At 47.5% G+C, this 23,809-nt stretch carries 17 protein-coding genes; 9 read left to right on the top strand and 8 right to left on the bottom strand.

Annotated features, from left to right (window positions below; genetic code table 11):
* Window positions 1-44: 44 nt before the first annotated feature.
* On the bottom strand, window positions 45-866 hold the full coding sequence (locus OCV37_RS15885; RefSeq protein WP_038180223.1) for a phosphate ABC transporter substrate-binding protein: 822 nt from the start codon (window positions 864-866) through the stop codon (window positions 45-47).
* A gap of 343 nt (window positions 867-1,209) precedes the next feature.
* Between OCV37_RS15885 and OCV37_RS15880 the strand changes: the two genes are divergently transcribed.
* Window positions 1,210-2,856 carry a methyl-accepting chemotaxis protein gene (locus tag OCV37_RS15880; RefSeq protein ID WP_038180219.1) on the top strand — a complete coding sequence of 549 codons (1,647 nt, stop codon included), beginning with the start codon at window positions 1,210-1,212 and terminating at the stop codon, window positions 2,854-2,856.
* Window positions 2,857-3,022: 166 nt separating this feature from the next.
* On the opposite strand, the gene OCV37_RS15875 is transcribed toward OCV37_RS15880, so the two are convergent.
* A complete protein-coding gene (locus OCV37_RS15875) occupies window positions 3,023-4,366 on the bottom strand; it encodes a DEAD/DEAH box helicase (RefSeq protein WP_038180323.1) in 1,344 nt (447 codons plus the stop codon).
* Between the two features lie 305 nt (window positions 4,367-4,671).
* Here OCV37_RS15875 and OCV37_RS15870 point away from each other — a divergent pair, with 305 nt between their 5' ends.
* Complete coding sequence (locus OCV37_RS15870; RefSeq protein ID WP_038180209.1) at window positions 4,672-4,941, top strand: Lpp/OprI family alanine-zipper lipoprotein; 270 nt, start codon at window positions 4,672-4,674, stop codon at window positions 4,939-4,941.
* 160 nt (window positions 4,942-5,101) lie between these two features.
* Here OCV37_RS15870 and OCV37_RS15865 read toward each other — a convergent pair whose 3' ends face one another.
* The 4 genes from OCV37_RS15865 to OCV37_RS15850 are packed head-to-tail and all read right to left on the bottom strand — an operon-like array spanning window position 5,102 to window position 9,281.
* On the bottom strand, window positions 5,102-6,004 hold the full coding sequence (locus OCV37_RS15865; RefSeq protein ID WP_038180206.1) for a L,D-transpeptidase family protein: 903 nt from the start codon (window positions 6,002-6,004) through the stop codon (window positions 5,102-5,104).
* Entirely contained in the window at window positions 5,994-7,415 is a 1,422-nt protein-coding gene (gene phrB / locus OCV37_RS15860) for a deoxyribodipyrimidine photo-lyase (RefSeq protein ID WP_038180204.1), read from the bottom strand. The genes OCV37_RS15865 and phrB overlap by 11 nt, the downstream gene beginning before the upstream one ends.
* 53 nt (window positions 7,416-7,468) lie before the next feature.
* Complete coding sequence (locus OCV37_RS15855) at window positions 7,469-8,332, bottom strand: MerR family transcriptional regulator (protein ID WP_084717447.1); 864 nt, start codon at window positions 8,330-8,332, stop codon at window positions 7,469-7,471.
* Window positions 8,322-9,281, bottom strand: a complete 960-nt coding sequence (locus tag OCV37_RS15850) for a YbgA family protein (protein WP_390902311.1) — start codon at window positions 9,279-9,281, stop codon at window positions 8,322-8,324. The genes OCV37_RS15855 and OCV37_RS15850 overlap by 11 nt, the downstream gene beginning before the upstream one ends.
* Before the next feature lie 401 nt (window positions 9,282-9,682).
* On the opposite strand from OCV37_RS15850, the gene OCV37_RS15845 reads away from it, so the two are divergent.
* Complete coding sequence (locus OCV37_RS15845; protein WP_038180199.1) at window positions 9,683-11,149, top strand: ATP-binding protein; 1,467 nt, start codon at window positions 9,683-9,685, stop codon at window positions 11,147-11,149.
* Window positions 11,150-11,151: 2 nt separating this feature from the next.
* Window positions 11,152-12,735 carry a GGDEF domain-containing protein gene (locus tag OCV37_RS15840; protein WP_038180197.1) on the top strand — a complete coding sequence of 528 codons (1,584 nt, stop codon included), beginning with the start codon at window positions 11,152-11,154 and terminating at the stop codon, window positions 12,733-12,735.
* Between the two features lie 63 nt (window positions 12,736-12,798).
* Here the strand turns inward: OCV37_RS15840 and OCV37_RS15835 are convergent, their stop codons facing one another.
* Entirely contained in the window at window positions 12,799-13,983 is a 1,185-nt protein-coding gene (locus OCV37_RS15835) for an MFS transporter (protein WP_390902298.1), read from the bottom strand.
* 571 nt (window positions 13,984-14,554) lie between these two features.
* Here OCV37_RS15835 and OCV37_RS15830 point away from each other — a divergent pair.
* Window positions 14,555-15,475: a DUF368 domain-containing protein gene (locus tag OCV37_RS15830; RefSeq protein WP_038180195.1), complete on the top strand. Its 921-nt coding sequence runs from the start codon at window positions 14,555-14,557 to the stop codon at window positions 15,473-15,475.
* A gap of 379 nt (window positions 15,476-15,854) precedes the next feature.
* Complete coding sequence (sstT, locus tag OCV37_RS15825; protein ID WP_038180192.1) at window positions 15,855-17,072, top strand: serine/threonine transporter SstT; 1,218 nt, start codon at window positions 15,855-15,857, stop codon at window positions 17,070-17,072.
* A gap of 127 nt (window positions 17,073-17,199) precedes the next feature.
* Here the strand turns inward: sstT and OCV37_RS15820 are convergent, their stop codons facing one another.
* The gene (locus tag OCV37_RS15820) at window positions 17,200-18,390 is read right to left on the bottom strand and encodes a tetratricopeptide repeat protein (protein WP_038180189.1); all 1,191 of its coding nucleotides are present in this window, start codon (window positions 18,388-18,390) and stop codon (window positions 17,200-17,202) included.
* 395 nt (window positions 18,391-18,785) lie between these two features.
* Between OCV37_RS15820 and glgX the strand changes: the two genes are divergently transcribed.
* The 3 genes from glgX (at window position 18,786) to OCV37_RS15805 (ending at window position 23,790) form a co-directional block, all read left to right on the top strand.
* The gene (gene glgX / locus OCV37_RS15815) at window positions 18,786-20,804 is read left to right on the top strand and encodes a glycogen debranching protein GlgX (protein WP_051680460.1); all 2,019 of its coding nucleotides are present in this window, start codon (window positions 18,786-18,788) and stop codon (window positions 20,802-20,804) included.
* 141 nt (window positions 20,805-20,945) lie between these two features.
* Window positions 20,946-22,775, top strand: a complete 1,830-nt coding sequence (locus OCV37_RS15810; RefSeq protein ID WP_038180179.1) for an ABC transporter ATP-binding protein — start codon at window positions 20,946-20,948, stop codon at window positions 22,773-22,775.
* A gap of 307 nt (window positions 22,776-23,082) precedes the next feature.
* Window positions 23,083-23,790: a DUF445 domain-containing protein gene (locus OCV37_RS15805; RefSeq protein ID WP_038180316.1), complete on the top strand. Its 708-nt coding sequence runs from the start codon at window positions 23,083-23,085 to the stop codon at window positions 23,788-23,790.
* The last annotated feature ends 19 nt before the right edge of the window (window positions 23,791-23,809 follow it).

The raw sequence follows: 23,809 nt of genomic DNA, 5'->3' as shown, positions 1-23,809 counted from the left end.
CTCAGCCAATGCTGGCTGAGCAAGATATCAAATAAGAGCCAAACTTAGTGGATAGAAATGTAGCCTTTCTGGTCTACGATTTTCTGAGCTTCTTTAGTCAGCATCCAATCCAGGAATTTCTTCGTTGCAGCAGAAGGCTTGCCTTCGCGGTAAAGAACCAAGAACGGACGTGCAACTTTATAAGAACCATTTTTCACGTTCGTGACGTTTGCAGCAACACCGTCGATAGACAGAGGATGAACTGTTGAGTCAACTGAACCCAGTGAAATATAACCAATTGCGTATGGGTTTGATGCAACCATGGTTTTCAGACCACCGTTACCATTCGCAACTTGCGCACGTTGAGAGATAGCAGAGACTTTCTTACCGCCAATCTTTTTCTTCAGTTCCATGATTTCTTCGAATGCACCACGGGTACCAGATGCAGTGTCACGAGTGATTGCAACGATTGGCTTGTCGTTACCACCAACATCTTTCCAGTTTGTGATTTCACCACGGTAAATTGCAGAAACCTGTTCAGAAGTCAGACCTTTCAGATGGTTTTTCGGGTTAACTACAACTGCGATACCGTCACGAGCAATCACTTCTTCAACCAATGTTGGTTCTTTTTCAGAAGCCTTCAGATTACGAGAAGACATACCGATATCTGCACTACCATTTTTTGCAGCTTTGATACCAGCAGAAGAACCCGGGCCTTGAACTTCAATGAAAACATTTGAGTGACTTTTCATATAAGTTTCACCAAATACTTCCATCAATGGTGTCACACTACTAGAGCCCACTGCTGAAATCGTTTCCTTCGCTGAAGCAACGTTCACTGATAATGCACTGATAAGAGCAACTGCACCGATAACTGTTTTTTTCATCACTATATCCTTAAGTGGCTTGATTGCCGTTTGTGTTTTGTTTCAACGAGGGTCACTTTAGGACGGAAATATGACAATTGTGTTTCAATCAGTTGAAGCATGTATGACAAATGATGATTTTATTTATGTGATCGTGCTTCCAAGTGCCTGATATCTGATTGTCGGCAGTCGCGGCAACAATCACAGAGAGGACAAGCAAGTAAACCATTACATCGTTAACGCCCCCTGTCCCCCAGCATGATCCAAGCGAAATTGTGACTTCTGTAACACGTTATATTTGACGTTGAATTATTTAAATCACGGGCTAGAATCGACAACCCTATCAATTATCAGAGGTAAAAACATGCGCCAGATCATCAGTCGATGCTCTATCAAGGTTCAAATCATTATTCCGGCCTTGATCGCTCTGGTCTTATTAGCAACAGGTGTTTTATTTGCGACGAATCAACTGAGTCGAGCCTTCGATGGCGCTTCTACTTCAACGACCCGCATTATTCAAAATAAAGATAATCTGACAACCATCATCGATAATATCTATGCCATGCGCATCCGGGCAATCTATAGCATTTTTCAAACAGAAGATGCCCAAAAGCTCACCACAGCCTTGTATGAAAAACAGAAAATCAATGCGCAAATGCTCGATCAGTTCAATCAAATCCCGTCACTCCGGCGGGAAGCCACTGCACTGCATCAGGCAATGGATGAATATGTGCGTTATTCTATCGACGTGATGCTACCGCTGATCAACGAAAAACATAGCCACCATGCGCTCAGTTCAAATTTTGAACAGCGTTATCATCAAGCTGCAGAGTCATACCGCACCGCCGGACGCAATATGGTCACAGCCGTACAGAATCTGTCAAAACAGATCAATCAGACGGCCATACAAGAGATTCATCTGCATCAACAAACACACCATTCGATTCTCAGTTATTCGGTCATCGGACTGCTGGTCATTTTACTGGTCATCATTCTCTTTGCCTGGTCGCTGGCCGGGGTGATTGTCCGACCGATTCATCAGTTACAAACCGCAATGCGGCAAGTCGCTCAAGGGGATCTGACCGTCCACCTCACCGCAGAGGGAAATAATGAACTCTCTTCACTTGCCCACAATGTGAATCTCACCGTCACACAACTGAAGCAGACCACACAGACCCTGACGTCCATCAGCACCGATGTGGCATCCGCAGCAACTGAACTGGCAACCGTGATGACCCAGTCCAGTGTCAATTTTGATCAGGAGAAAAGGGATCTTGAGCAAGTTGCCTCGGCGGTATCTCAGTTAGAGGTCACAGCCAACGACGTCACCGGTCACGCTCAGTCCGCCGATACCGCCGCCCACCAAGCCAGTGAATTTGCCAGAGAAAGTCTGAACATCTTCAGACAGACCGAGCAGCTCAGTAGCGAAATGGCCGGACAAATCGGTGAAGCAGCCCAGGTTGTCGCTTCCCTGAAAGATCAGTCCGAACAAATCGGGACGGTGATCGAAGTGATCGAGAGCATTTCCGAGCAGACCAATCTGCTGGCACTCAATGCAGCGATTGAAGCGGCTCGTGCCGGAGAAAGTGGCCGGGGCTTCTCGGTTGTGGCAGACGAAGTCCGTCAGTTAGCAGCCAGAACCCAAGAATCAACCCAGCAGATTCAGAACATCATTGATACGCTTCAGCAACAATCAGTGCTGGCAAATGAAAGTATGACCACCAGTCTGGGCATGTTGGATAAGAATCAAACCATGGTTCAAGAAGTCCAGACATCGCTCAATCATATCGTCGAATCCATAACGCATCTGGAAGCGGTGAATACTCAGGTTGCCTCATCGTCTGAAGAACAACGGGCAGTGACCACAGACATTAGCCGGAATATTCACAATATCTACCAACTGGTCACGCAGAATGTCACGGGGGTGATGCAATCCGCAGAAGCCAGTCAGGAGCTCTCTTTACTGGCGGAGCAGCAGTCACAACAACTCAGCCATTTTAAACTCAGTTGATCGATTGGATGCCGCGCTCTGTTGCATCGCAACAGGCGCACCATTTCATTTGTGCGCGCCACGGAAATGATTCATCGATAATTCCAAGCGAGTGCAACCAAAAACGAGCGCAATAAAAAATGCCGTGGCATCTTCTGCCACGGCATTTATGTTTATCATCATTGAATCAGTCGTTTTCTTCCTGCCCGCTCGGTTTCTTACGTGGAATAAAGACCGCATCTCCCACTGGCGTATTCTGATAGAAGCCTTTATCCCGTTGCGGCGTCTTTTTCTGACTCGGCTGCTTGGCTTTGCGAACCGGCGCTTTTTTCTTCATCGACTGACGCGGAATCACTTTCTTCGGTGTGATGCCTTTAAATTTGCCTTTTAACCCGTCAAAGACCGAAAACGCAATGGTCTGAGCCAGAAATGCTTCAACCCGTTTGAAACTGTCCCAGTCTTTCGGACCGACCAACGAAATCGCATCCCCTTTACTGCCCGCCCGGCCCGTACGGCCAATCCGGTGTACGTATTCCTCGGTATGCTTGGGCATATCAAAGTTGACCACATGGGTCACGGTACTGATGTCCAGTCCACGGGAAGCCACATCGGTGGTGACCAGAATTTTAAACACACCCCGTTCAAACTGACTCATAATGGTATTACGCTGAGTCTGATTCAGCTCACCACTTAAGGCCACCGCCTTTAAATTGCGCTGATTCATTTTTTCCGTCAGTCGCTCGGTATCCGCTCGCGTTGCAGTAAAGATAATCATCTGGCGGTAAGATTCAGACTCAAGCACACGATCGAGTATCGCTTCTTTATGATCCAGATGGTCACACAGATAAAACCGCTGCTGAATATCCTGATGCTGCTCATTGGACAGACCCACCGCAATGCGTTTCGGCTGATTCAGCATTTCCATCGCGATATCGTTGACTTCAGCGTGGTCGAGTGTGGCAGAGAACATCAGCGTCTGACGACGACGATGTTTCGCGGCCCGGTGAATCCGCCGCAATTGAGGCGCGAATCCTAAATCCAACATTCGGTCCGCTTCATCCAGAATTAACGTTTCCAAGCCATCGAGAAACAGAGAGCGGTGATCCAAATGATCGGCCAAGCGTCCCGGTGTAGCAACAATAAACCGCGGATGACGACGCAGCGCTTTCACCTGATCGTTAAAGTTCTCACCACCCACAATCAAAGCCGCATCGTACACCAATCCACCGAGCATGGTCCGTAGCTCGCCGTAGACCTGCTTTGCCAGCTCACGCGTCGGTGCCAGAATCAATCCTCGCGGATCTTTGGCCGAAAATGCTTTGCTCTTTAATGACTTGTGCAACATAGGGAGAACAAAGGCAAGCGTCTTTCCTGAACCGGTTTGCGATGACGCCAATAAATCTTTCCCGGCAATCATCAAAGGAATCGCTTTCCGTTGTATTTCCGTTGCTTGCTTGAAATCGTAATGGTTCACGTTCTTCAATAAACGATTATCTAAGCCTAAATCTTTAAACTGCAAAGGAGTCTCCAATTGTGAGTGACCAAATGAATGTCTGCCCCTGTGTCGCAGGGGGACTGAATGAAGCGCGCTATCATAACGCAATTCCCCGGAAGTGAATAGAAGTGGTGAATGAAAAAGACCATGACTGTGACGGGTCAAAAACAGCACAACCGGAATAATTTTCTCATAAGTTTTTCATATTTCTTATTTTCCTCTGACTTTTCATTATCTATTTCGGTGCTACAATCATAAAACATACTGCTTGTTGCCGTCGTATCGTCAAAATGATGGAAAGCAAGTGACTTTGATCCGAAGGAACAATCAAGGAGTTCATAATGAACAAAGTATTTTTGGCAGTCGCAGCGTCAGGTGTGGTCTTTCTTTCCGGGTGTGCTTCGAATACAGATAGTGCAACTACGGCAAAAATGGATGAGCTGAGCAACCAAGTCAGCCAATTGAGTGATCAAGTCGCATCGATGAAAAGCAATCAAACCATGATGAGTGATAAAATCGATCAGACTTCCGATGCTGTCAATGCGGTACGGGAAGAAGCTCAACGAGCGAATGAACGTATCGACCATATCGCCCAGTCTTACACTAAATAACTCCCTCTTTTTTCGATATCGATTCAGGGCAACCTTGGTTGCCCTGAATTTTATCCGCGAGTCGCAAACTTTCCAGCCAGGCCACTCCGCCGCACATCTTGTTGATGTTCAGAAACAGATGAACGGAATCAGAGCCGTTGATTCATGTGCGGGCCTCAGGCTACGGCGCTTTGACGACCTCAACCGGTATGCCATTTTTACTGATCAATGCCGCTTTGGCTTTCTGATCAGAATGGTTAAATTCCGCCATCCACCAGACCAGCTCCTGCGGTAAAACCAGTGGTTTCTTACTGCCGTTACTCCGTGTCAGAGGTTCGTGAGCCTCCACAAACACCGACCGATCCGGTTCAAGCGATACTTTAACCGGTTCATCAATAACACGCACTTTTTCACCGACTTGAACATGGTGGAATAACCAATCGATATCCTTCGGATTCATGCGAATACACCCGGCACTGACACGCAGCCCGATCCCAAAGTCTTTATTCGTGCCATGAATCAGATAATCACCGGCACCGTAAGCCAGTCGCAATGCAAATAGCCCCAGCGGGTTATCGGGCCCGGCTGGTACCACCGCCGGTAACTCAACCCCTTTCTTACGATACTCAGCCCGGATCGACTGGGGAGGCGTCCAAGTCGGGTTAGGGCGTTTCTGGCTAATTTTCGTTTCCATTTCCGGCGTATCGCGTCCAATCCGGCCAATGCCGACAGGGAAGATATGCACCAGACGTTTTTTGGGTTCGAAATAGTAAAGTCTTAGTTCTGCCAGATTCACCACAATCCCCTGCCAGGGGACATCCGGTAAAATCGTCCGTGCAGGAATAGTCATCACATGCCCGACTTTAGGTAAAAACGGGTCAACACCGGGATTGGCTTCCATCATGTTCAAAAAACCCACATTGTAAGCATCCGCGATATGCGCGACTGTTTCGCCTTTTTGTACCTCATGATAGACAATTTTACCGACCATACGACTTCCCTGAGGCGGGAAAGGATAGGTTTTGGCTTGAATCGGTAAACTCAGACAGCACATCACAAACGCCAACAACAGATTACGAATCATGGCAGCAGTTATCCTTTGCTTTTTGGTAAAGGGACAAGGTTAGCTTTCTTTCGGCCTGATGATCAACGATTGGCTGCGGATATGACGTAGAATTCGCAGATGGATCACGCCAAGGCTCGTGAATCCACTTGTCCGGCACCGACGTCAGTTCAGGCACCCACTGGCGCACAAATTCGCCATCAGGGTCAAATTTTTTCCCCTGAGAGACCGGATTAAAAATCCGAAAATAGGGCTGACCATCACATCCGGTAGAGGCAGACCACTGCCACCCACCGTTATTCGCGGCAAAATCACCGTCAATCAAACGGCTCATGAAGTAACGCTCACCCGCACGCCAGTCAATGTGCAGATCTTTGGTCAGGAAGCTCGCCACCACCATTCTCAGGCGATTGTGCATCCAGCCGGTCTGATTCAACTGGCGCATGGCCGCATCCACGATCGGATACCCCGTCGTGCCTTGCTGCCAACGCTTCAGCGCCTGCGGTGAATCATGCCAGCACAACTGTGCTCCCCAGGGATGAAAGGGTTTGCCCTGACACAACGAGGGCTGAAAAGCGATCAGATGCTGATAAAACTCTCGCCAAATCAGCTCACTTAGCCAAGATTCAGCCCCTGCCGATAAATGGCCATGTTCTGATGCCTGATACAGCCGTGCCAGACACTGACGAACCGATAACGCGCCAATGGCCAGATATGGCGACAGTTCACTGGTCGCACTCAGTGCCGGAAAATCACGCTGTTGATGATAAACATCGACCCGATCCCGACAAAAAGTCCGGAGACGATCGCGAATCTCACGCGTTGTTACCGGCCATGCCTGACTGGATTCCCGCGGATAAGAGAACGGCTCGCAAGCGTCATTCAACTCAATAGCATCATGTGCCGGTGTCTCGACAGCCGGTGACGGCGCAACCACCGTGGGTATGGTGAACTGTGCCTGCCAAGCTTTGCGAAAGGGCGTAAATACTTTGAAAAACTCCCCTTGTTTGGTTAGCACCTGTCCGGGTGAGAACAAACATTTATCATGACAGGCCCGATAAGCAATGCCCTGTTGCTGAAGACACTGCTCCAGTTGTTGATCCCGTCGCTGTTCATTGAGTTCATATTCGATATTGACGAACACCGTATCTGCCCGCAATTGCTGAGCCAAATCCACAACCGTCTCAACACTCTGCGCAAAATCACGCACTTCCCGATAATACAAAGGCACATTCAACTGCCGAAGTTCATCACGAATCACGGGCAAGCGCCGTGCAATCAAGTCAGCCTGCATCGGTGCCATCTCATGCTGTCGCCACTGTTCCGGTGTGGCAACAAAAATGGCACAAACCGGCTCACCACTACGGATAGCCGCATTCAGCGCCGTATGATCAACGGTTCTCAAATCACGTCTCAACCAAACCAGCTTCATGCTTATTCCCCTCGTGCGCTATCATTTTGCATCATGTCCATTCTTGAGCGATATCATGCTTCGCCATCCAATGGTTGTAACAGACCGTCACAGGTCACAACCAGCGGCGTCTGTCCCCGTAATTCTCTTCCTTGTTGCGGTGTTTGTGCCGCGACATCCGCGGTCTGCATTTGTGCCTGCTGAAGCTGGCGAATCACTTGCTGTTGCTTGCCGGTCAGCGCTCGGTTAGAAAAAAAGTCTATCCGCTGAAATGTACCTTCGCTGGCATGTTCAAGCAGACCTGACAGCTCCTCAACCCCATCAAGTAAAGCGGTAAAATAGCCCTGTTCAGCAATCTTCAGCGTGTGCAGCCATGCCCAGATACTCCCGACCGGGTCGAGACTGACACAGAGACACTTCCCCAGATGGCAGGCCCGGTTCGCCGTGGTGATCATCCAGGCACACTGGCCAATCAACATCGACTGAAACAGCCCCCGCTGGATCGATTGCTGAGAGCTTTTCATCCGCAGCAAAGCTTCATCAATCGGGATCACGAATTGCTGTATGACAATCTCCAGCGGATAATTTTTTAAGATCGCCACCATGACCGCCTCAGCTTTCCCCCGATTTAACTGAGCCAGTGCAGAAAGAAATGACTCACACTCTTCCAGCCCCCCGGAACCGGACAATTCAAGATCCGCCGCGTCTGTCGCCTGAAGCAGTTGTGCGACATTGCCAATCGAGATCCCTTTCGCCAGCCAACTTTGTATCTGCTGAATCTGTTGAATATCTTGTTCACTATATAATCGGTGCCCTTTTTCGGTTCGGCTTGGCTCGACCAAATGATAGCGGCGCTGCCATGCCCTGAGTGTCACGGGTTTGACCCCGGTGATTTCAGCGACTTCACGAATTGCATAACGTTTTTCTTTAGAGTCCATAACGTAACTTCAATGCTTGTGGGTAAGGATTTAAATAATGCTGTTGTGCCAAATAAGGATTTGGATAAAGCGTCAGATAATGTTGAATCAGTGTCACGGGCACCAGTAACGGAACTAATCCCTGACGATATTCGTGAATGATGCGGGTGAGTTCTGCTTTTTGATCCGCTTCGAGTCGCCGCTTAAAGTAACCTTGAAAGTGCATCAACACATTGGTGCTATTTTTCCGGCTGGCAGGTTTGGCTAATGCTTGCATCAGTGCCAGCCGGTAGCGTTCGAAAAATTCGTCCGGGGTTTGATCACCCATGTGGGCCACCATTCTGCCGAGTTCGCGGTAAGCTTTCGGGCTATGCGCCATGAGCGTAAACTTATAGCGGCTGTGAAATGCGATCACATTCGCCGGGGTCGGATCATTACCGACCGTCTGATAGAGGTCATGCAGACAAAAAACACGCAGGATAAAGTTCTCACGCAAGTTCGGATCATTCAGACGGCCATCTTCCTCAACCGGCAACCAAGGCATCGTCTCCATCAGCTTCTGGGTGTATAAACCAACCCCGGCTTTACGGACACCGCCGTCATGATACACCTTCACTTGCTTCATCCCGCAGGTCGGTGATTTTGCTGCCACCACATAACCACATAACGGTTGTTGAAACTGACCAATTTCCCGCAGGGCTTTCTCGGTAAACTGTGCCATGGATTCGGTATAATCAGCCGCGTCGTTTTTCGTTTCCACTAATCGAATCACACCATGTTTCTCGTACTGACGAATCGTGGGTCTGGGTGTCGACATACCCGCTCCGACTTCAGGGCAAATGGGAATAAATTCGCAAAATGGTGCCAGTTCACCCATGACAAAATGACTTTTCTTATGTCCGCCGTCAAAACGAACTTGTTGACCTGTCACACAACTACTCACACCAACCGGGATTTTCGTGTCCATGATTTCGCCCTCATCGTCATACAAATAGTTATACAAAAAATATAGCTGTATAACAATGATAGCAGATTGTACAAAAAAAAATCATGTATAAATTATTTGCCACGGTTTAATTCTGTATCAGTCAAAATATCGTACAGAAAAATTTCTCACCTTTTTAAAATCATCTTATGATAATGACTGTACAGGCAAGAAAAACATACAATTGAGGGGTTCGTCATCGGCAATTATCTCTTATTGGCATATTTTATGCTGGATGTAAAAGATATACATGATTTGAATGATCCGCTCAGTTTTTTGAAGTGATCCCTGACTGGAGACAATGACCAAAATCGCCCACATTGATAATTTCAACTAAGCTCATCAATGTAACTTGTCGGAGTGACGTAACAAAGGAATAATTAAGTTTGGAAAAAAGCCTTTATCTCCTTGAAATTGAAATAGAGCAACTCAAGCGCCGTTTCGAAACAGCGCCGGCAGATGTTCTGTCGAAATCAGAACAGTGTCTGACACGTTCCAGACAGATTCACTTCGCTGAGGGGATAATTCAATGCCTGATGCTTATGTGCCGCTGCGCTTTAATCCTCGGAAAACATGCGCAGGGGATTCGCTACGCCAAAGAAGCACTGGCAGCTCAGGACGAGCTCGACAATGACGAATATTTGCCGGAAATACTGCACCTCCATGCTTTACATTCTTGGGAAGAAGGGAAATTTTATACCGCCCAGCAACACTGGATTAATGCTCTGGAGCAGGCAACGCTCGAAGAAGATATCCATATTCTGATTGAGAGTCTGCTCGGGCTTGGCAATATCTGGCGCAGCACGCACGAATATCACCTCGCTTGCGCAACCCATGAACTGGCCGTGAAAGTCGCCAATAATACCCGTCAGGAATCATTCGAAGGCAGAGCCAGAATTTTATGGGCTTGGGATTTATATCTACTTAACCGTTATGTCGATATGTTAACGGTGTTAGACGGGGCGCTTGAAGTTCTGGAGGATAAAGACTTCCTTCAGGAAGTCGCGGAGGTGTGGGACTTCCGGGCTCTGGCTTTATTGGGACTGGAGCGACTGGAAGATGCCGAAGAAGCGGCTGAGTATGCGCACGATCTGGCTGTTGCCAACAATCTTCCCTGGGTCAAAACGCACTCCTATATCAATCGGGCCCGGCTGGAGACGCTCCGGCAAAATATGGCCGAAGCCATGACACTGCTCGACAAAGCGGAACAAGCCGCCCGGGATTCAGCCAATGGTGAATTACTCGCGTTAGTGTACTTTCAGCAATCATTAGTTGCAGAGCAACAAGAAGATTATCAAAGTGCATTAACGGCCTTTAAACGCTACCGAAGCTACTCGACCTCACAGCTGAATATTCAAAACAGGCGGGAAAGCAAAGACCAAGTCCGGAAATCAAAGAAACAGTTGGAACAAAGAGCGAGAAAACTCATCAACCGAATTCGGGGACAGTACGAATATGACCCGGAAAAACACCTGACCAACGTGGTTTCGGAAACCTACTGGTGGGAACAACTGGTTCTATTTAAAACAGCGCTGAAATCATCCAACTATTCCGTCATTATTATCTATCATGAAACACCTCGATATATCGACGCCTGTACCGAATTAACCCATTCTCTCTGTTCAAAACAGGATCTGGTCTCCCGTCTGAGTGCAGATCGGCTCGGACTATTACTGGCGGACACGGGTGAAAATGCACAGCAGATTTTCAATATTTTGCAACAGATGATTCAGATTTATCCTTGGGGAAGAAAAGGTCTGACCGGCGAACTTCCGGATGTTTCACTGCATGATATCCTTTCTTTCCCGTTTACTTTAGATCAACTCACTGAATTACCACTGAAAGGGTCGTGAAAATGCAGGACTTACTCAATAAAGTAAAAGACGCAGGTCTTGATGTCACTGCAGTCAGTGGGGAAAAGGCCATCACTTTCTGGGCACAAGTCAAAAATAATATTGCGACAACGCCCTGGCAAAAAGCCCAGTGCTACATCATCAGTGCCGAGTACCGGGCCTCATTGAATCAATTTCAGCAAAGTATTGAGGAACTCAAAGCAGCCCGGGCATTACTGCAACTCCCGCAAGATGCTGAGAAAATCTTATCGATAGAGATCAGTTTAAGTGAACGCTTTATCGCAATCGGCGATTATCAAACAGCCTTACAAACGTATATTGCCATTTCAAACCTCGCGGTTGAACATGGGTTTATTGACGAATACGCTCAGTCTGTTCTGGGAATGGGTTCACTCTGTCACCGTTATGGTGACGCGGCGAAAGCCGTACGCTTTTATCAAAAAATCGATAGTATTGATCACGCGATCTCCAGCCGGACACTCCGCCTGCGCTATAAAATATCGATGCTTGCCTCTTATATTGACCTGAAAAATTACGATCAGGCGAACCAGCTTATCAAAGAGTGTGAAGAGCTGAGTATACTGGTCAGTGATAAAACACTGGCCGGGCAAATTCTGCTATACAAAGCTAAACTTTGTCTCGCTAGAAATGATGTCTCTTCCGCTCTGCACGTTATCGCCTCGGTGCCTTATACCACACGCCATAACTATCTGATCTCACTATCGTGCTTAATCAAAATCGAGTTGGCACTGTGCTTCCTCCAAATCGGCAAAGCACATCTCGCAGAAATGTTGCTGCTCAGTCAGAATAAAAAAATCGCTTCATTTACCCATCCTGAACTGAAAAAAGATTTATATCAGGTGCTCAGCTATATTTATGAATACCAACATAAATATCAGCAAGCACTGGACTGTCAGAAACGTGCTTTTCAGGTCGAAGTCGATCTGATGAAGCGGATTCCAATCGGGGATTTGGGCACAACGCAACTCCGGCGACTGTCGCGCTTCGAACTTCAGTTAAAACTGATTTTGTCAGAGATAGAAAACCGGGAGCTCAAAGAGACAACGGAAAACCAAAAGAATACCGTTGCACAGCTTCAGCAAGATGTGTTTACCGATCCGCTCACTAAACTCCATAACCGACGCTGGCTGGATACCAAACTGAAAGATCTGCTACTACATGAAACATCATTCGCCTTTCTTGTTGTAGATATTGATCACTTCAAATCGATTAACGATGAGCTCAGTCACCTTGTCGGAGACAAAGCCATTGTCAGTGTATCCAAACAGTTAAACGAATATTTCAGTTTTCAGCAGGCATCCTGCGTACGCTTTGGCGGCGAGGAGTTTCTGGTCATTCTTGAACAGACAACTCTGGAAGAAGCGCAAATCCACGGTGAACACTTCCGTGAAAATATCTATCAATTCAATTGGCAAGAAATACTCGGAGAAAGAGGGTTAACCGTCAGTATTGGGATTACATTACATCGGGAAGGAGAAAATACCCAACGTACCTTTTACCGTGCGGATAAAGCGCTTTATCGGGCAAAAGCAAACGGCCGTAATCAAGTCTGTACCGAGGAATAACCGAGGACTGAGTGGCAGAGAGCGACAGACAGGCTGCCGCTCATAATACTATCGGGCGATGGATTACCACTGCAAGATTTTGACTTCGTTGCCCGGTGCAGGTATCCGGGGAATATTCAGAGACAACAATAAAGACAAACACGCCAAACCGGCACCAAGGTAGAAAACTATCGCCGGAGAGATCATCCAAATCAAGCCGAAGGTAGCCGGGATGACCACGGCAGCAATATGATTAATAGTGAAAGAAACGCCCGCCGTCGATGCCATATCTGCCGGATCTGCGATTTTCTGAAAATACGTTTTGATCGCCAGCGCCAGTGCAAAAAACAGATGATCAATCACATATAATCCTGCCGCATAATGGCTGTTTTCAACCACAGCATAACCAATAAATACAAACAGTAACCCCAGATATTCAACCATCAACGCCCGTTGTTCACCAATCCGGCCAATGGCGCGGCCGATTTTCTTGGCAAACAGAAAGTTAAATCCATAATTAATCAGAAAAAGTAATGTGATATCTCCGGCAGAATAACCGAATTTTTCAACCATCAGAAACCCGGCAAATACCGTAAAAATCTGCCGGCGCGCACCACTGAGGAACGTCAAAGCGTAATACAACCAATAACGTTTTCTCAGTAATAACTTCTTATTTTGAATGGTATGCGCCTGATATTGTGGAAAACTCATCCAGACAAACAGCGCCAGTAAACAAGCAACGCCCCCGCAGACCAGATAAACCCACAGATAAGACCATGACAACACTTCTAACATGACCCAAAGTGCGCCATAAGTGAGTAACGACGCCAGAGCACCGACTGAGATCATCCGTCCCAACATTTCCGGGGCTTCTTCTTTATTGAGCCACTGTAATGCCAGTGATTGCTTGAGGGTTTCCATGTAATGAAACCCCGCTGACATCAATAACGTCGTCCAAAGCATCCCTGAAAACGATGGAAAAAACCCGGTGATCGCCGTCCCAATCGTCAACATCAATAAGGCAACCATCAGAAATCGTTGCTCTTTGATAAACGGCAGAATGAAGACGACCGTAAAGGCAAGCAAGCCGGGAATTTCACGGACACTTTGCAAAATCCCGATATCTGCCCCATTAAACTGTGCTTTTTCAATCGCAAAATTGTTCAACAACGCTGTCCAGCTTGAGAAAGCAATCGGCACAATCACCGACACCATTAACAAAAAATGAGTCGGGCTCTGCCAGCGCTGTACTTGCCGATTTAACATCATGATTACTTAGATTCAGACAAAGAGCCCTATCATACGCTGTCCGGATAAAAATGAGAATGCATGTTCACAGACCATATTGACAAACAATATTGACGAACCGCGCTCACGGACATTGCAGCGATGAAGTGGGCTCTTAAGATTGTGAAGCAAATGAACATTATCAATCAAAATACGGGTGGGATTGTAGCGTAGATTTGCATCAGGTCAGCCACAGCACAAGCGCATTTGCAGGCAAAAAAAAGCCAAGTGCAATACGCACTTGGCACAATCAATGTGAACAATAAGGTCCACTAACAACGTCAGTTGGCTAGGTGACCCTCGGCTTAAGGGTCATAATGAATAAAGCACAGACTATGCCAACTTTAAAAAACCATATAATACAGAATGTTAGCTTGAACAAACATCAATCAAATGCATTCAAATGAATAAAATGATTGCACTTTGCAAAAAACCACAGTTATTTTGCAAAAAGCGAACAGAATTCAAACATCGATTTTGCAAAGTCTATGGGGATCTCGATCAGAATTAGATATACTGACTGCCCGATAACTCTTTATATTTGATTGACTCAATGAATTATTTGATCACGTTCTTGAAAGGCCTCGCCATGGGAGCCGCGGATGTGGTGCCGGGGGTTTCCGGTGGCACCATTGCTTTTATTACCGGTATCTATGACAAATTACTGGAAAGTATCCGGCGTATTAACCCCAGACTCATTGCCTTCCTGCGTCAACACGGGATGGCCGCAACATTGCAACACATTAATGCGCTATTCTTACTGAGCCTGTTCGGTGGCATTTTGGTCAGCATTCTTACTCTGGCCAAACTCATCTCTTGGTTACTGGACACCCACCCCATCCCACTTTGGTCATTCTTCTTTGGTCTCATTCTGGTTTCCGTCTACCATATTTTCAGACAAATTGAGCAGAAACGTTTGGTGAACCTCGTTGTATGGGCCGCGGGGTTAGCATTCGCCTATAGTATCACGGTATTACAACCGCTCAATCTGGAGCCCTCCCTCCTGAATGTCTTCATTGCCGGAGGTATCGCAATCTGCGCCATGATCCTACCGGGCATTTCAGGGAGTTTTATTCTGCTGCTACTCGGCATGTATGCACCGATTCTCGGCGCAGTCAAAGCAATGCAAATTGAGATTCTTATGACCTTCTTGCTCGGGTGTATCGCCGGATTACTCAGTTTCTCTCACCTGCTCTCCTGGTTGCTGAAGCATTATCGGGATATCACATTGTCAGGCCTGACAGGCTTAATGGTCGGCACCTTACCAAAGATCTGGCCGTGGAAAGAAACCTTGAGCTGGCGCACCAATTCTCACGGTGAGCAAGTCCCGCTCGTGCAACACAATCTGTCGCCGATGGCATATGAGCAGCTCACCTCTCAATCTGCGCAACTGTTTTTGGCGATCGTCATGATGTGTAGCGCCATTATTCTGGTTCTGGCGCTCGAAAAATTTGCCCGTCCTTCACAAAAATGACAGGCCATAGAACCTTTCAATTTGGGGAAGTTATTCTTCCCCATTTAAAAGCGCAACTAAACACATAAAAATCAAGCACATTCTTCACAGCATTTTTTGTTACAAAAATCTAACATAAACAACAAAATCATACATTTTTGCGCCTGATTAACAATTTTCCTACCTGAAATCTAATTAATTCTAGACACATCATTTTGTCACTATAATATGACTTTTCTGGACTTTAGTGGCATGAATCACAGCACATGGTTTCAGTCTCACTGCTGTCCAGAACTATTATAATTCGAATCTGGATGTGATCTGAGACAGAGACAAGCCGTCCTCCGGCCAAAATCAACCACGATCAACATCCCCTCATCACTACATCGCAGGGATTAGTATGCAAAGCAACAACATCTTCGCTCGTTTTGCCCGGGGCAACTTAGTGCTGCAAATTATTGCAGGCATTGTTCTCGGTGCACTTCTGGCAACATTTTCTCCCGAATCTGCCACTAAAGCCGGCCTGCTGGGCAGCTTTTTTGTCAGTGCACTGAAAGCCGTCGCACCTGTTCTCGTTTTCGTTTTAGTTGCGGCTTCCATTGCCAATCAAAAAAGAAATCAACATACCTTTATGCGGCCTATCGTGGGCTTGTATTTACTGGGAACCTTTACCGCGGCACTGACTGCAGTGGTGTTAAGTTTTATGTTTCCTACCACGTTGACACTGGTTGCCGGTGCCGATGGGGCAACCCCACCACAAGGCATCACAGAAGTACTTCATACTCTTCTGTTTAAGATTGTCGATAATCCGCTCAATGCCATTCTTCAAGCCAACTATATCGGTATTCTGGCTTGGGCGATTGGTTTAGGACTGGCGTTACATCATGCCAGTGCATCGACTAAAGCCGTCCTTGAAGACCTCAGCCACGGTGTTGCTATGATTGTCCGCTTCGTCATTCGCCTCGCCCCATTTGGTATTTTTGGTCTGGTTGCGTCAACATTTGCAACAACCGGGTTCTCGGCACTGGCAGGTTATACCCATCTTCTTGCCGTCTTACTGGCATCGATGCTGTTTATCGCACTGGTCGTCAATCCGTTGATCGTTTATGTCAAAACACGCCGCAACCCGTACCCGTTGGTATTTCAATGTCTGCGTGAAAGTGGTGTGACAGCATTCTTCACGCGTTCAAGTGCTGCCAATATTCCGGTCAACCTGAACCTGTGTGACAAACTGGGATTGGATGAAGATACCTATTCTGTATCCATTCCGCTGGGTGCGACCATTAATATGGCCGGTGCGGCTATCACCATCACCGTTCTGACCCTAGCTGCGGTTAACACACTGGGAATTGAAGTCGATATGATGAGTGCATTACTGCTCAGCTTTGTGGCTGCAATCTCAGCATGTGGCGCTTCGGGCGTTGCCGGAGGCTCTTTGCTCCTTATCCCGCTGGCATGTGGTCTTTTCGGTATCTCCAATGATGTCGCGATGCAGGTCGTGGCGGTCGGATTTATTATCGGTGTGATTCAAGATTCAGCAGAAACCGCGCTCAACAGTTCAACAGATGTTGTATTCACTGCGGCAGTCTGTCAGGCAGAGCACCAGAAAACGGTCTGATGCTTTCGTGATGCTATCCTGCCACCAAGGCAGGATAGTGTCGATTCCTATAATGAGCCGACCGTTCGTTGGCATCTCTGTAGCTTCGTTAAGTCGCTAACGTATTATTTCCATTCACGTCTATAGACTAGTGCATATGCTTATCGGTAAAGTCCAGCTTTGCTTTCTTTTGCTTACCGGCATCTTGTTCTGAGTCTCCCTGAGCAGGATCACTCGGCGTCTCGTGATCGGTTCCGGGCAACAACTCCTCCATTTCAGCAACCAGCACATCGCTATCATCAGCGGGCGAAAAATCATCCTCAGGATATTCCCGTCGGGGAATCGGTACATTACGTTTATATAACTTATTGAAAGCCCGGATAATCAGATGCTTCCCGATCGTCCCTGCCTGAATTTTTTTCAACAAGGGTTTGGCAAAGCTTTGTAACAGGACAATCGAGTCAACGCCAAGCCGGCTACCAACATCATCACGCATCCCTTTTGCCGGCTCATAACCACAATGCGCCGATAAAAAGAGCCAGATATAAGCCACCGAATTCCCGTAGGCACCATGATCCATCCATGCTTTCCCGGCATGATACATCGCCTCGGCATTGCCCTTTTCTCCGGCACATTCCAGCCAGTAGCAACCTTTACGATGATCCTGACCTACCCCATTACCCTTGAGGTAACTCAAACCCAGTTTCATCATCCCTTCCGAACTATCGAGTCTGGCAGCCTTGGCATACCAAAAACAAGCATCTTCAGGCTTCGGCACCGGATTCTCGCGGGAGACATACCAGTCACCTAAAATCAATTGGGCCGGGATGAAGTTTGACAGGGCCACTTTTTCAAGAATCCGAACCCCTTTGTCAATATCTACCGAAATCCCCAGACCGGCGAAATAAGCCTTTGCGGTCTCACAAAGCGAATGTAAATCCCCTTCCATACCGCGAATATACATTTGCCAGAATTTCGCTTTTTCTTCCAGAACCGTATCTTTGCGCGAACGCTGACAAATCCGCACAACACCATACATCCCGGTGATATTTTCCAGAGACGCCGCCTTTTCATACCAAAATAATGCTTCACGCAAATCGCGTTTCTCTGCTTCTTTGGCTAAATAGAGAATTGTCGGAATATGGCCTTCTTCAGCTTTCCTCTGCCGCTCTTTCCGGTCTTCTGCTATAGCTTGTTCTCTCGCACGGCGATCAAAACTGTCCCGGGCTTGACGTTCAGCTTCCAGACGCTTTTGCTTTAACGACAGGACCATCATCCAAGACACTAATAAAATCAGTGATAGACCAGCCAGTCCCATTAAAAATCCGATAATATTCATTCATGCCTATTTCTGGTTGGTTGCAAAACAGAGTATCCAAACTCTGTGCCAGACGATTCCCATATTAAAAAGAATATCAGCAACAGATGTAATGACGCGAATCATTTTCCTCACAAAGTGATGACAAAGTGATGTCTCCCTAAAATAAAGATGTGAATTGATGATGAAGACGTGTCACGTCTGATCGGCTTCCCTTGATTTCGCAGCAAAAATACAAATCCTGTGATATATAAAATATATAGCGTACGTCACCTGCACTTGCGTGAATCGATTGACACTCGCGTGATCTGTGTACATTTTGTGACGAACACTTGACCAATGCGTGCTAAAGTTTTTTACTAGAACAGTTTTTTACTAGAAAGAACACGAGTCAGGATCACTAGGTGGAAAACGCCATGCATGAAGTAAACGATGATGTCCGATCTCAGCCTTATCCTCTAGGTGCCACACTGGATACCGACGGATGCAACTTTGCGATTTATGCACCGGGCAACCCCGCTATCCGACTTGCGTTATTCGATGAACAAGGACATTACGAGAGCTATCCGCTCGACGGTGAATATGCCGGCATTCGCTTTACTTATCTTCCAGCCATTCGCGCCGGCCAGAAATATGGTTACCTGCTCAAGCTGCCCAACCAAAAAAAGTGGCAATATATCGCTGACCCTTATGCGAAATCACTGGACGGGATACTTCACTATGACCCACCCTTCACCATCAAATCCAGCTTTGAATTAGCGAAATGTGTGGTGGTGGATGACCGTTTTGACTGGCAGGGAACCACACGCCCCAATATCCCACGGGAAAAGACCGTATTATTCGAAACCCATGTGAAAGGTTTGACGCAACAACACCCGGATATCCCGTCAAAGTTACGAGGAAAGTATCTCGGACTGATTCACCCGGAGATGATGGCGTTTTATGACCAACAGCATATCAAAACGCTACAACTCCTGCCGATTGCGGCCTGTATGCATGAATCTCATCTGTTAGAGACACAACAGGTTAATTATTGGGGCTACAATCCCTATCTGTTTATGGTGCCCGACCCGCGCTACGCGATTGACGATCCGGTCACTGAGCTGAAAACCGTGATCCGCACCCTGCATCAGGCTGGGATCGAAGTCATTCTTGATGTCGTGTACAACCATACTGCCGAAGGGGGTGCCGATGGGCCCGTCTTCAATCTCAAAGGTCTGGATCCCAAATACTACATCACTCATGAAAATGACTACGCCAATTTCACCGGCTGTGGCAATACCGTCGATCTGGCGTATCAGCCGTCGCTCAATCTGGTGATGGATACCCTTCGTTACTGGGTCAGTGAATATCATATCGATGGCTTCCGTTTCGATCTGGCCGCAACCCTCGGCAGATCCGGTGAAACATTCAGTCCCGATGCCGCGTTTTTTAAAGCCGTCGCGCAAGATCCGGTTCTCAAACAGACCAAACTGATTGCCGAGCCCTGGGATATCGGGCCGAATGGTTATCAAGTCGGCAACTTTCCGTTCGGCTGGAACGAAACCAACGATAAACTCAGAGATATCAGCCGCAGTTTCTGGCGGGGCGATCAAGGATATCTTAAAGAATTTGCGACCCGAATTATGGGGTCGCGAGACTTATACAGTGCCGCCAACTGGCCATTTAAACTGACCGTCAATTACATCACCTACCATGACGGCTTTACGCTGCAAGATCTGGTGTCATACAAACACAAACATAACGAAGCCAATGGTGAACAGAACCGCGACGGGCACGGGGACAATCGCTCAGATAACTATGGTGTCGAAGGCCCGACCAAAGACGCGGAGATCAATAAATGCCGGATGCAGCAGAAACGCAACTTTATGGTGACCGTTCTGTTCTCATTTGGCATCCCGCACCTACTGACGGCCGACCTGCTATCCCATACACAACAAGGCAACAACAATGCCTACTGTCAGGATAACGAAATCAGTTGGCTTCAGTGGCAGTTGGGTGCAGACGAACAACAGTTTCAGCAATGGCTGGGCAAACTTGTCGTCGCCCGCGAACAATATATGGTGCCGTTTATCCAAGCCTTCAGCGGTGATTCACGTAACTCAAACCGTGTTTTCTGGCGAAAAGTGGATGGCTCACTGATGACGCAAGATGACTGGAACCAACTCAATAGTGTGTCACTCCATCTGGGAATCGGTGACAACGGCGATGAAATCCTGTATTTAATTAACCGTACCAAAGCGCCGGCTCGTTTTTCTCTGCCCGAAGGCCACCAAACATGGCAAGTCTTATGTGATACCGCCTCTTTTGACATCCAGTCCACCACAACAAGTCGTGAGCGATTACAACCCGCCATGTCTTTCGCAATCCTCTACTGCGCATCCAAGGATTGCCCATCTCAGGATAGCGTCTCTCCGAAAACATCGACTCCGTAGCAGACTGTGAAAGCCGCCAAAGATGATTATAATGGAGGCTTATTCTCTGTTTTCTCACCGATGGCAGGTTAACTGTCTGCTCCGGGAACAACACCATTCTCCCGTGATTGACCGAGTAATTTACGATACGAAAGGACCTTTATGTTTAAGCAATTTGAGGGGTTTACACAGGCTTTTCCCTCGGAAGAGCCACAGCAACCGCCAGACACGTTATGGGCGTTTTGTCGCCATTATACCCAAGGCTTTATCAAGCCATTGATTCTCATTGCTGTTTTGAGTATGGCAATTGCGATTATTGAAGTCTCCCTGTTCGGATTTATGGGTCGTCTGGTTGACTGGCTCTCTGCCAGCCAGCCGGAAACATTTCTTGCGGATAATCAGTCCCTTTTGATTGGCCTGACGGTGTTGATTCTGATCGGGATGCCACTGGTTGTCGCAATTCATTCCCTGTTGATCCACCAATCGATGCTCGGTAACTATCCGATGTCCATTCGCTGGATGGCCCACCGTTATCTGCTTAAACAAAGTCTTGCGTTTTATCAGGATGAATTTGCCGGCCGGATCGCAACCAAGGTGATGCAAACGTCACTGGCTATCCGTGAAACGGTCATGAAAATGGTTGATGTGTTTATTTACGTCTGTGTCTATCTCACTGCAATATTAGTGTTGCTGGGGGATTCAGACTGGCGACTGATGCTCCCGATGTTGCTTTGGTTGATCAGCTATGTCGGCATCCAGTTTTTCTATGTCCCGAAACTCAAACACGTCTCATCGCTTCAAGCAGATGCCCGTTCCACCATGACCGGCCGGTTTGTTGACAGCTACACCAATATTCAGACGGTCAAGCTCTTCTCACACAATCGCCGTGAGACGGGTTACGTGCAAGAAAGTATGGAAGGATTCCTCGGTACAGTTTATCGTCAGATGCGTCTGGTGACCGGTTTTAACCTCTCGGTTGAGGTCGCGAATTATCTGCTGCTATTCGCTATTTCTGCGATTTCGATTTATCTGTGGTCACAACAGGCCATTACCGTCGGTGCTATCGCCGTCGCCATCTCACTGGCGCTGCGCATTAACGGCATGTCCAAATGGATCATGTGGGAAATCGGCGGTCTGTTTGAAAATATGGGGACAGTCGTGGACGGCATGAATTCACTCTCCCGCTCGATTTCGGTCCAAGATAAGCCGGATGCCAAGCCGCTACAAATCACGCAGGGTGCGATTGAATTTGATCATGTTCATTTCTGCTACGGCAGCAATATCAATGTCATCAACGATTTAAACCTGTATATTCGGCCGGGAGAAAAAGTCGGTATTGTCGGACGGTCCGGCGCGGGCAAGTCAACGCTGGTCAACCTGCTGCTCCGTTTTCACGATGTCGAAGGCGGTCAGATTCGGATTGACGGTCAGGCCATCGATGCCATCACCCAAGACTCGCTCCGGGGAGTGATCGGCATGGTGACACAAGATACATCGCTGCTACACCGCTCCATCCGTGAAAACATTCTCTACGGCAACCCGGACGCCACCGAAGCGCAGATGATCCGCGCCGCTCAACAGGCGCATGCCCATGAGTTTATTGAAACCCTCTCAGACCCACACGGCAACCGGGGATACGATGCGCAAGTCGGAGAACGGGGGATCAAACTCTCTGGCGGCCAGCGCCAGCGGATTGCGATCACACGGGTACTGCTGAAAAACGCGCCGATTCTGATTCTCGATGAAGCAACCTCAGCACTCGATTCAGAAGTCGAAGCAGCGATTCAGGAAAGTCTCAATGAACTGATGGAAGGGAAAACCGTCATTGCGATTGCTCACCGACTTTCCACGATTGCAGCCATGGATCGCCTGATCGTGCTTGATCAGGGCAAAATTGTCGAAGAAGGCAGCCATCAAGCGTTACTCGCCAAGCAGGGGATTTACGCACATCTATGGGAACATCAGACCGGTGGCTTCATTGGTTGTAAATAACGGATTGGTTGTAAATAACGGATCGCTTGTAAATAACGGCTCGGTTCCAAATCAACTTATCGGTTACACATAAGCTTATCGGTTATATATAAATCAAAGACATGAGCCACAATTGTGGCCATGTCATCCGCTCCCTGAGGCCCAGACGCCAGTTTCAACCGGTATGACGACAACCGGAGGCCTTCCAGACAACTTCCGCCTGAAAATGATGTTTGTTATTTAAACGCAATCCTTTTCTTCTAAAAACACTGTTTTTCTTCTAAAATCCGCCTGTTTCGAGATTTTCAGGAGATGAGACACCCTTATGATCAACAAAAGCCTTTATACCAATCTGATTGCGATTCTCTGTATGATTGCAGGCTATCAACTAAACGAAGATATTTTATTCACTGCGGGACTCTTTGCCTTTTCCGGGGCGATCACCAACTGGCTCGCCATTCATATGCTCTTCGAGAAAGTCCCCGGATTGTACGGCTCAGGTGTCATTCCTAAACGCTTTGATGCATTTCGCTCTGCGATCAAATCACTGATGATGGAACAGTTTTTTACCGACACCAATATTGATAAATTCCTCGATCAAGAATTCAACCAAACCCGTCAGCTTAGCCTCGAACCCGTCATTGCACAGGTCGATTTTAATCCGACATTTGATGCATTAGTTGAAACCATTGCTCAATCCTCGTTCGGCGGTATGCTGGCTATGTTTGGCGGCACCGATGCGCTACAACCGCTCAAACAACCTTTTGTCGAGAAAATGCAACAGGCCATGGTTGAGATTAGCCACAGTGATTCAGTACAAAACGCCCTGAAAGAGCAGTTAGAATCCGAGACGATGAAAGCAGATATCCGTCAGAATATCGAACAGATTATCGACCAGCGGCTCAGTGAGTTAACACCACAACTGGTCAAAGAGATGGTGCAGAAAATGATTAAAGAGCATCTTGGCTGGCTGGTGATTTGGGGCGGTGTATTCGGTGGACTCATCGGTGTAATCATCACGCTGTTATCGTACTGAAACCCTGCTGAGGTCTTCA

The sequence above is a fragment of the Vibrio rhizosphaerae genome (assembly GCF_024347095.1).
Lineage (GTDB): Bacteria > Pseudomonadota > Gammaproteobacteria > Enterobacterales > Vibrionaceae > Vibrio > Vibrio rhizosphaerae.
Note: the sequence above shows the minus strand (reverse complement) of the source record. Positions and strands in the feature narration are given on the sequence as shown.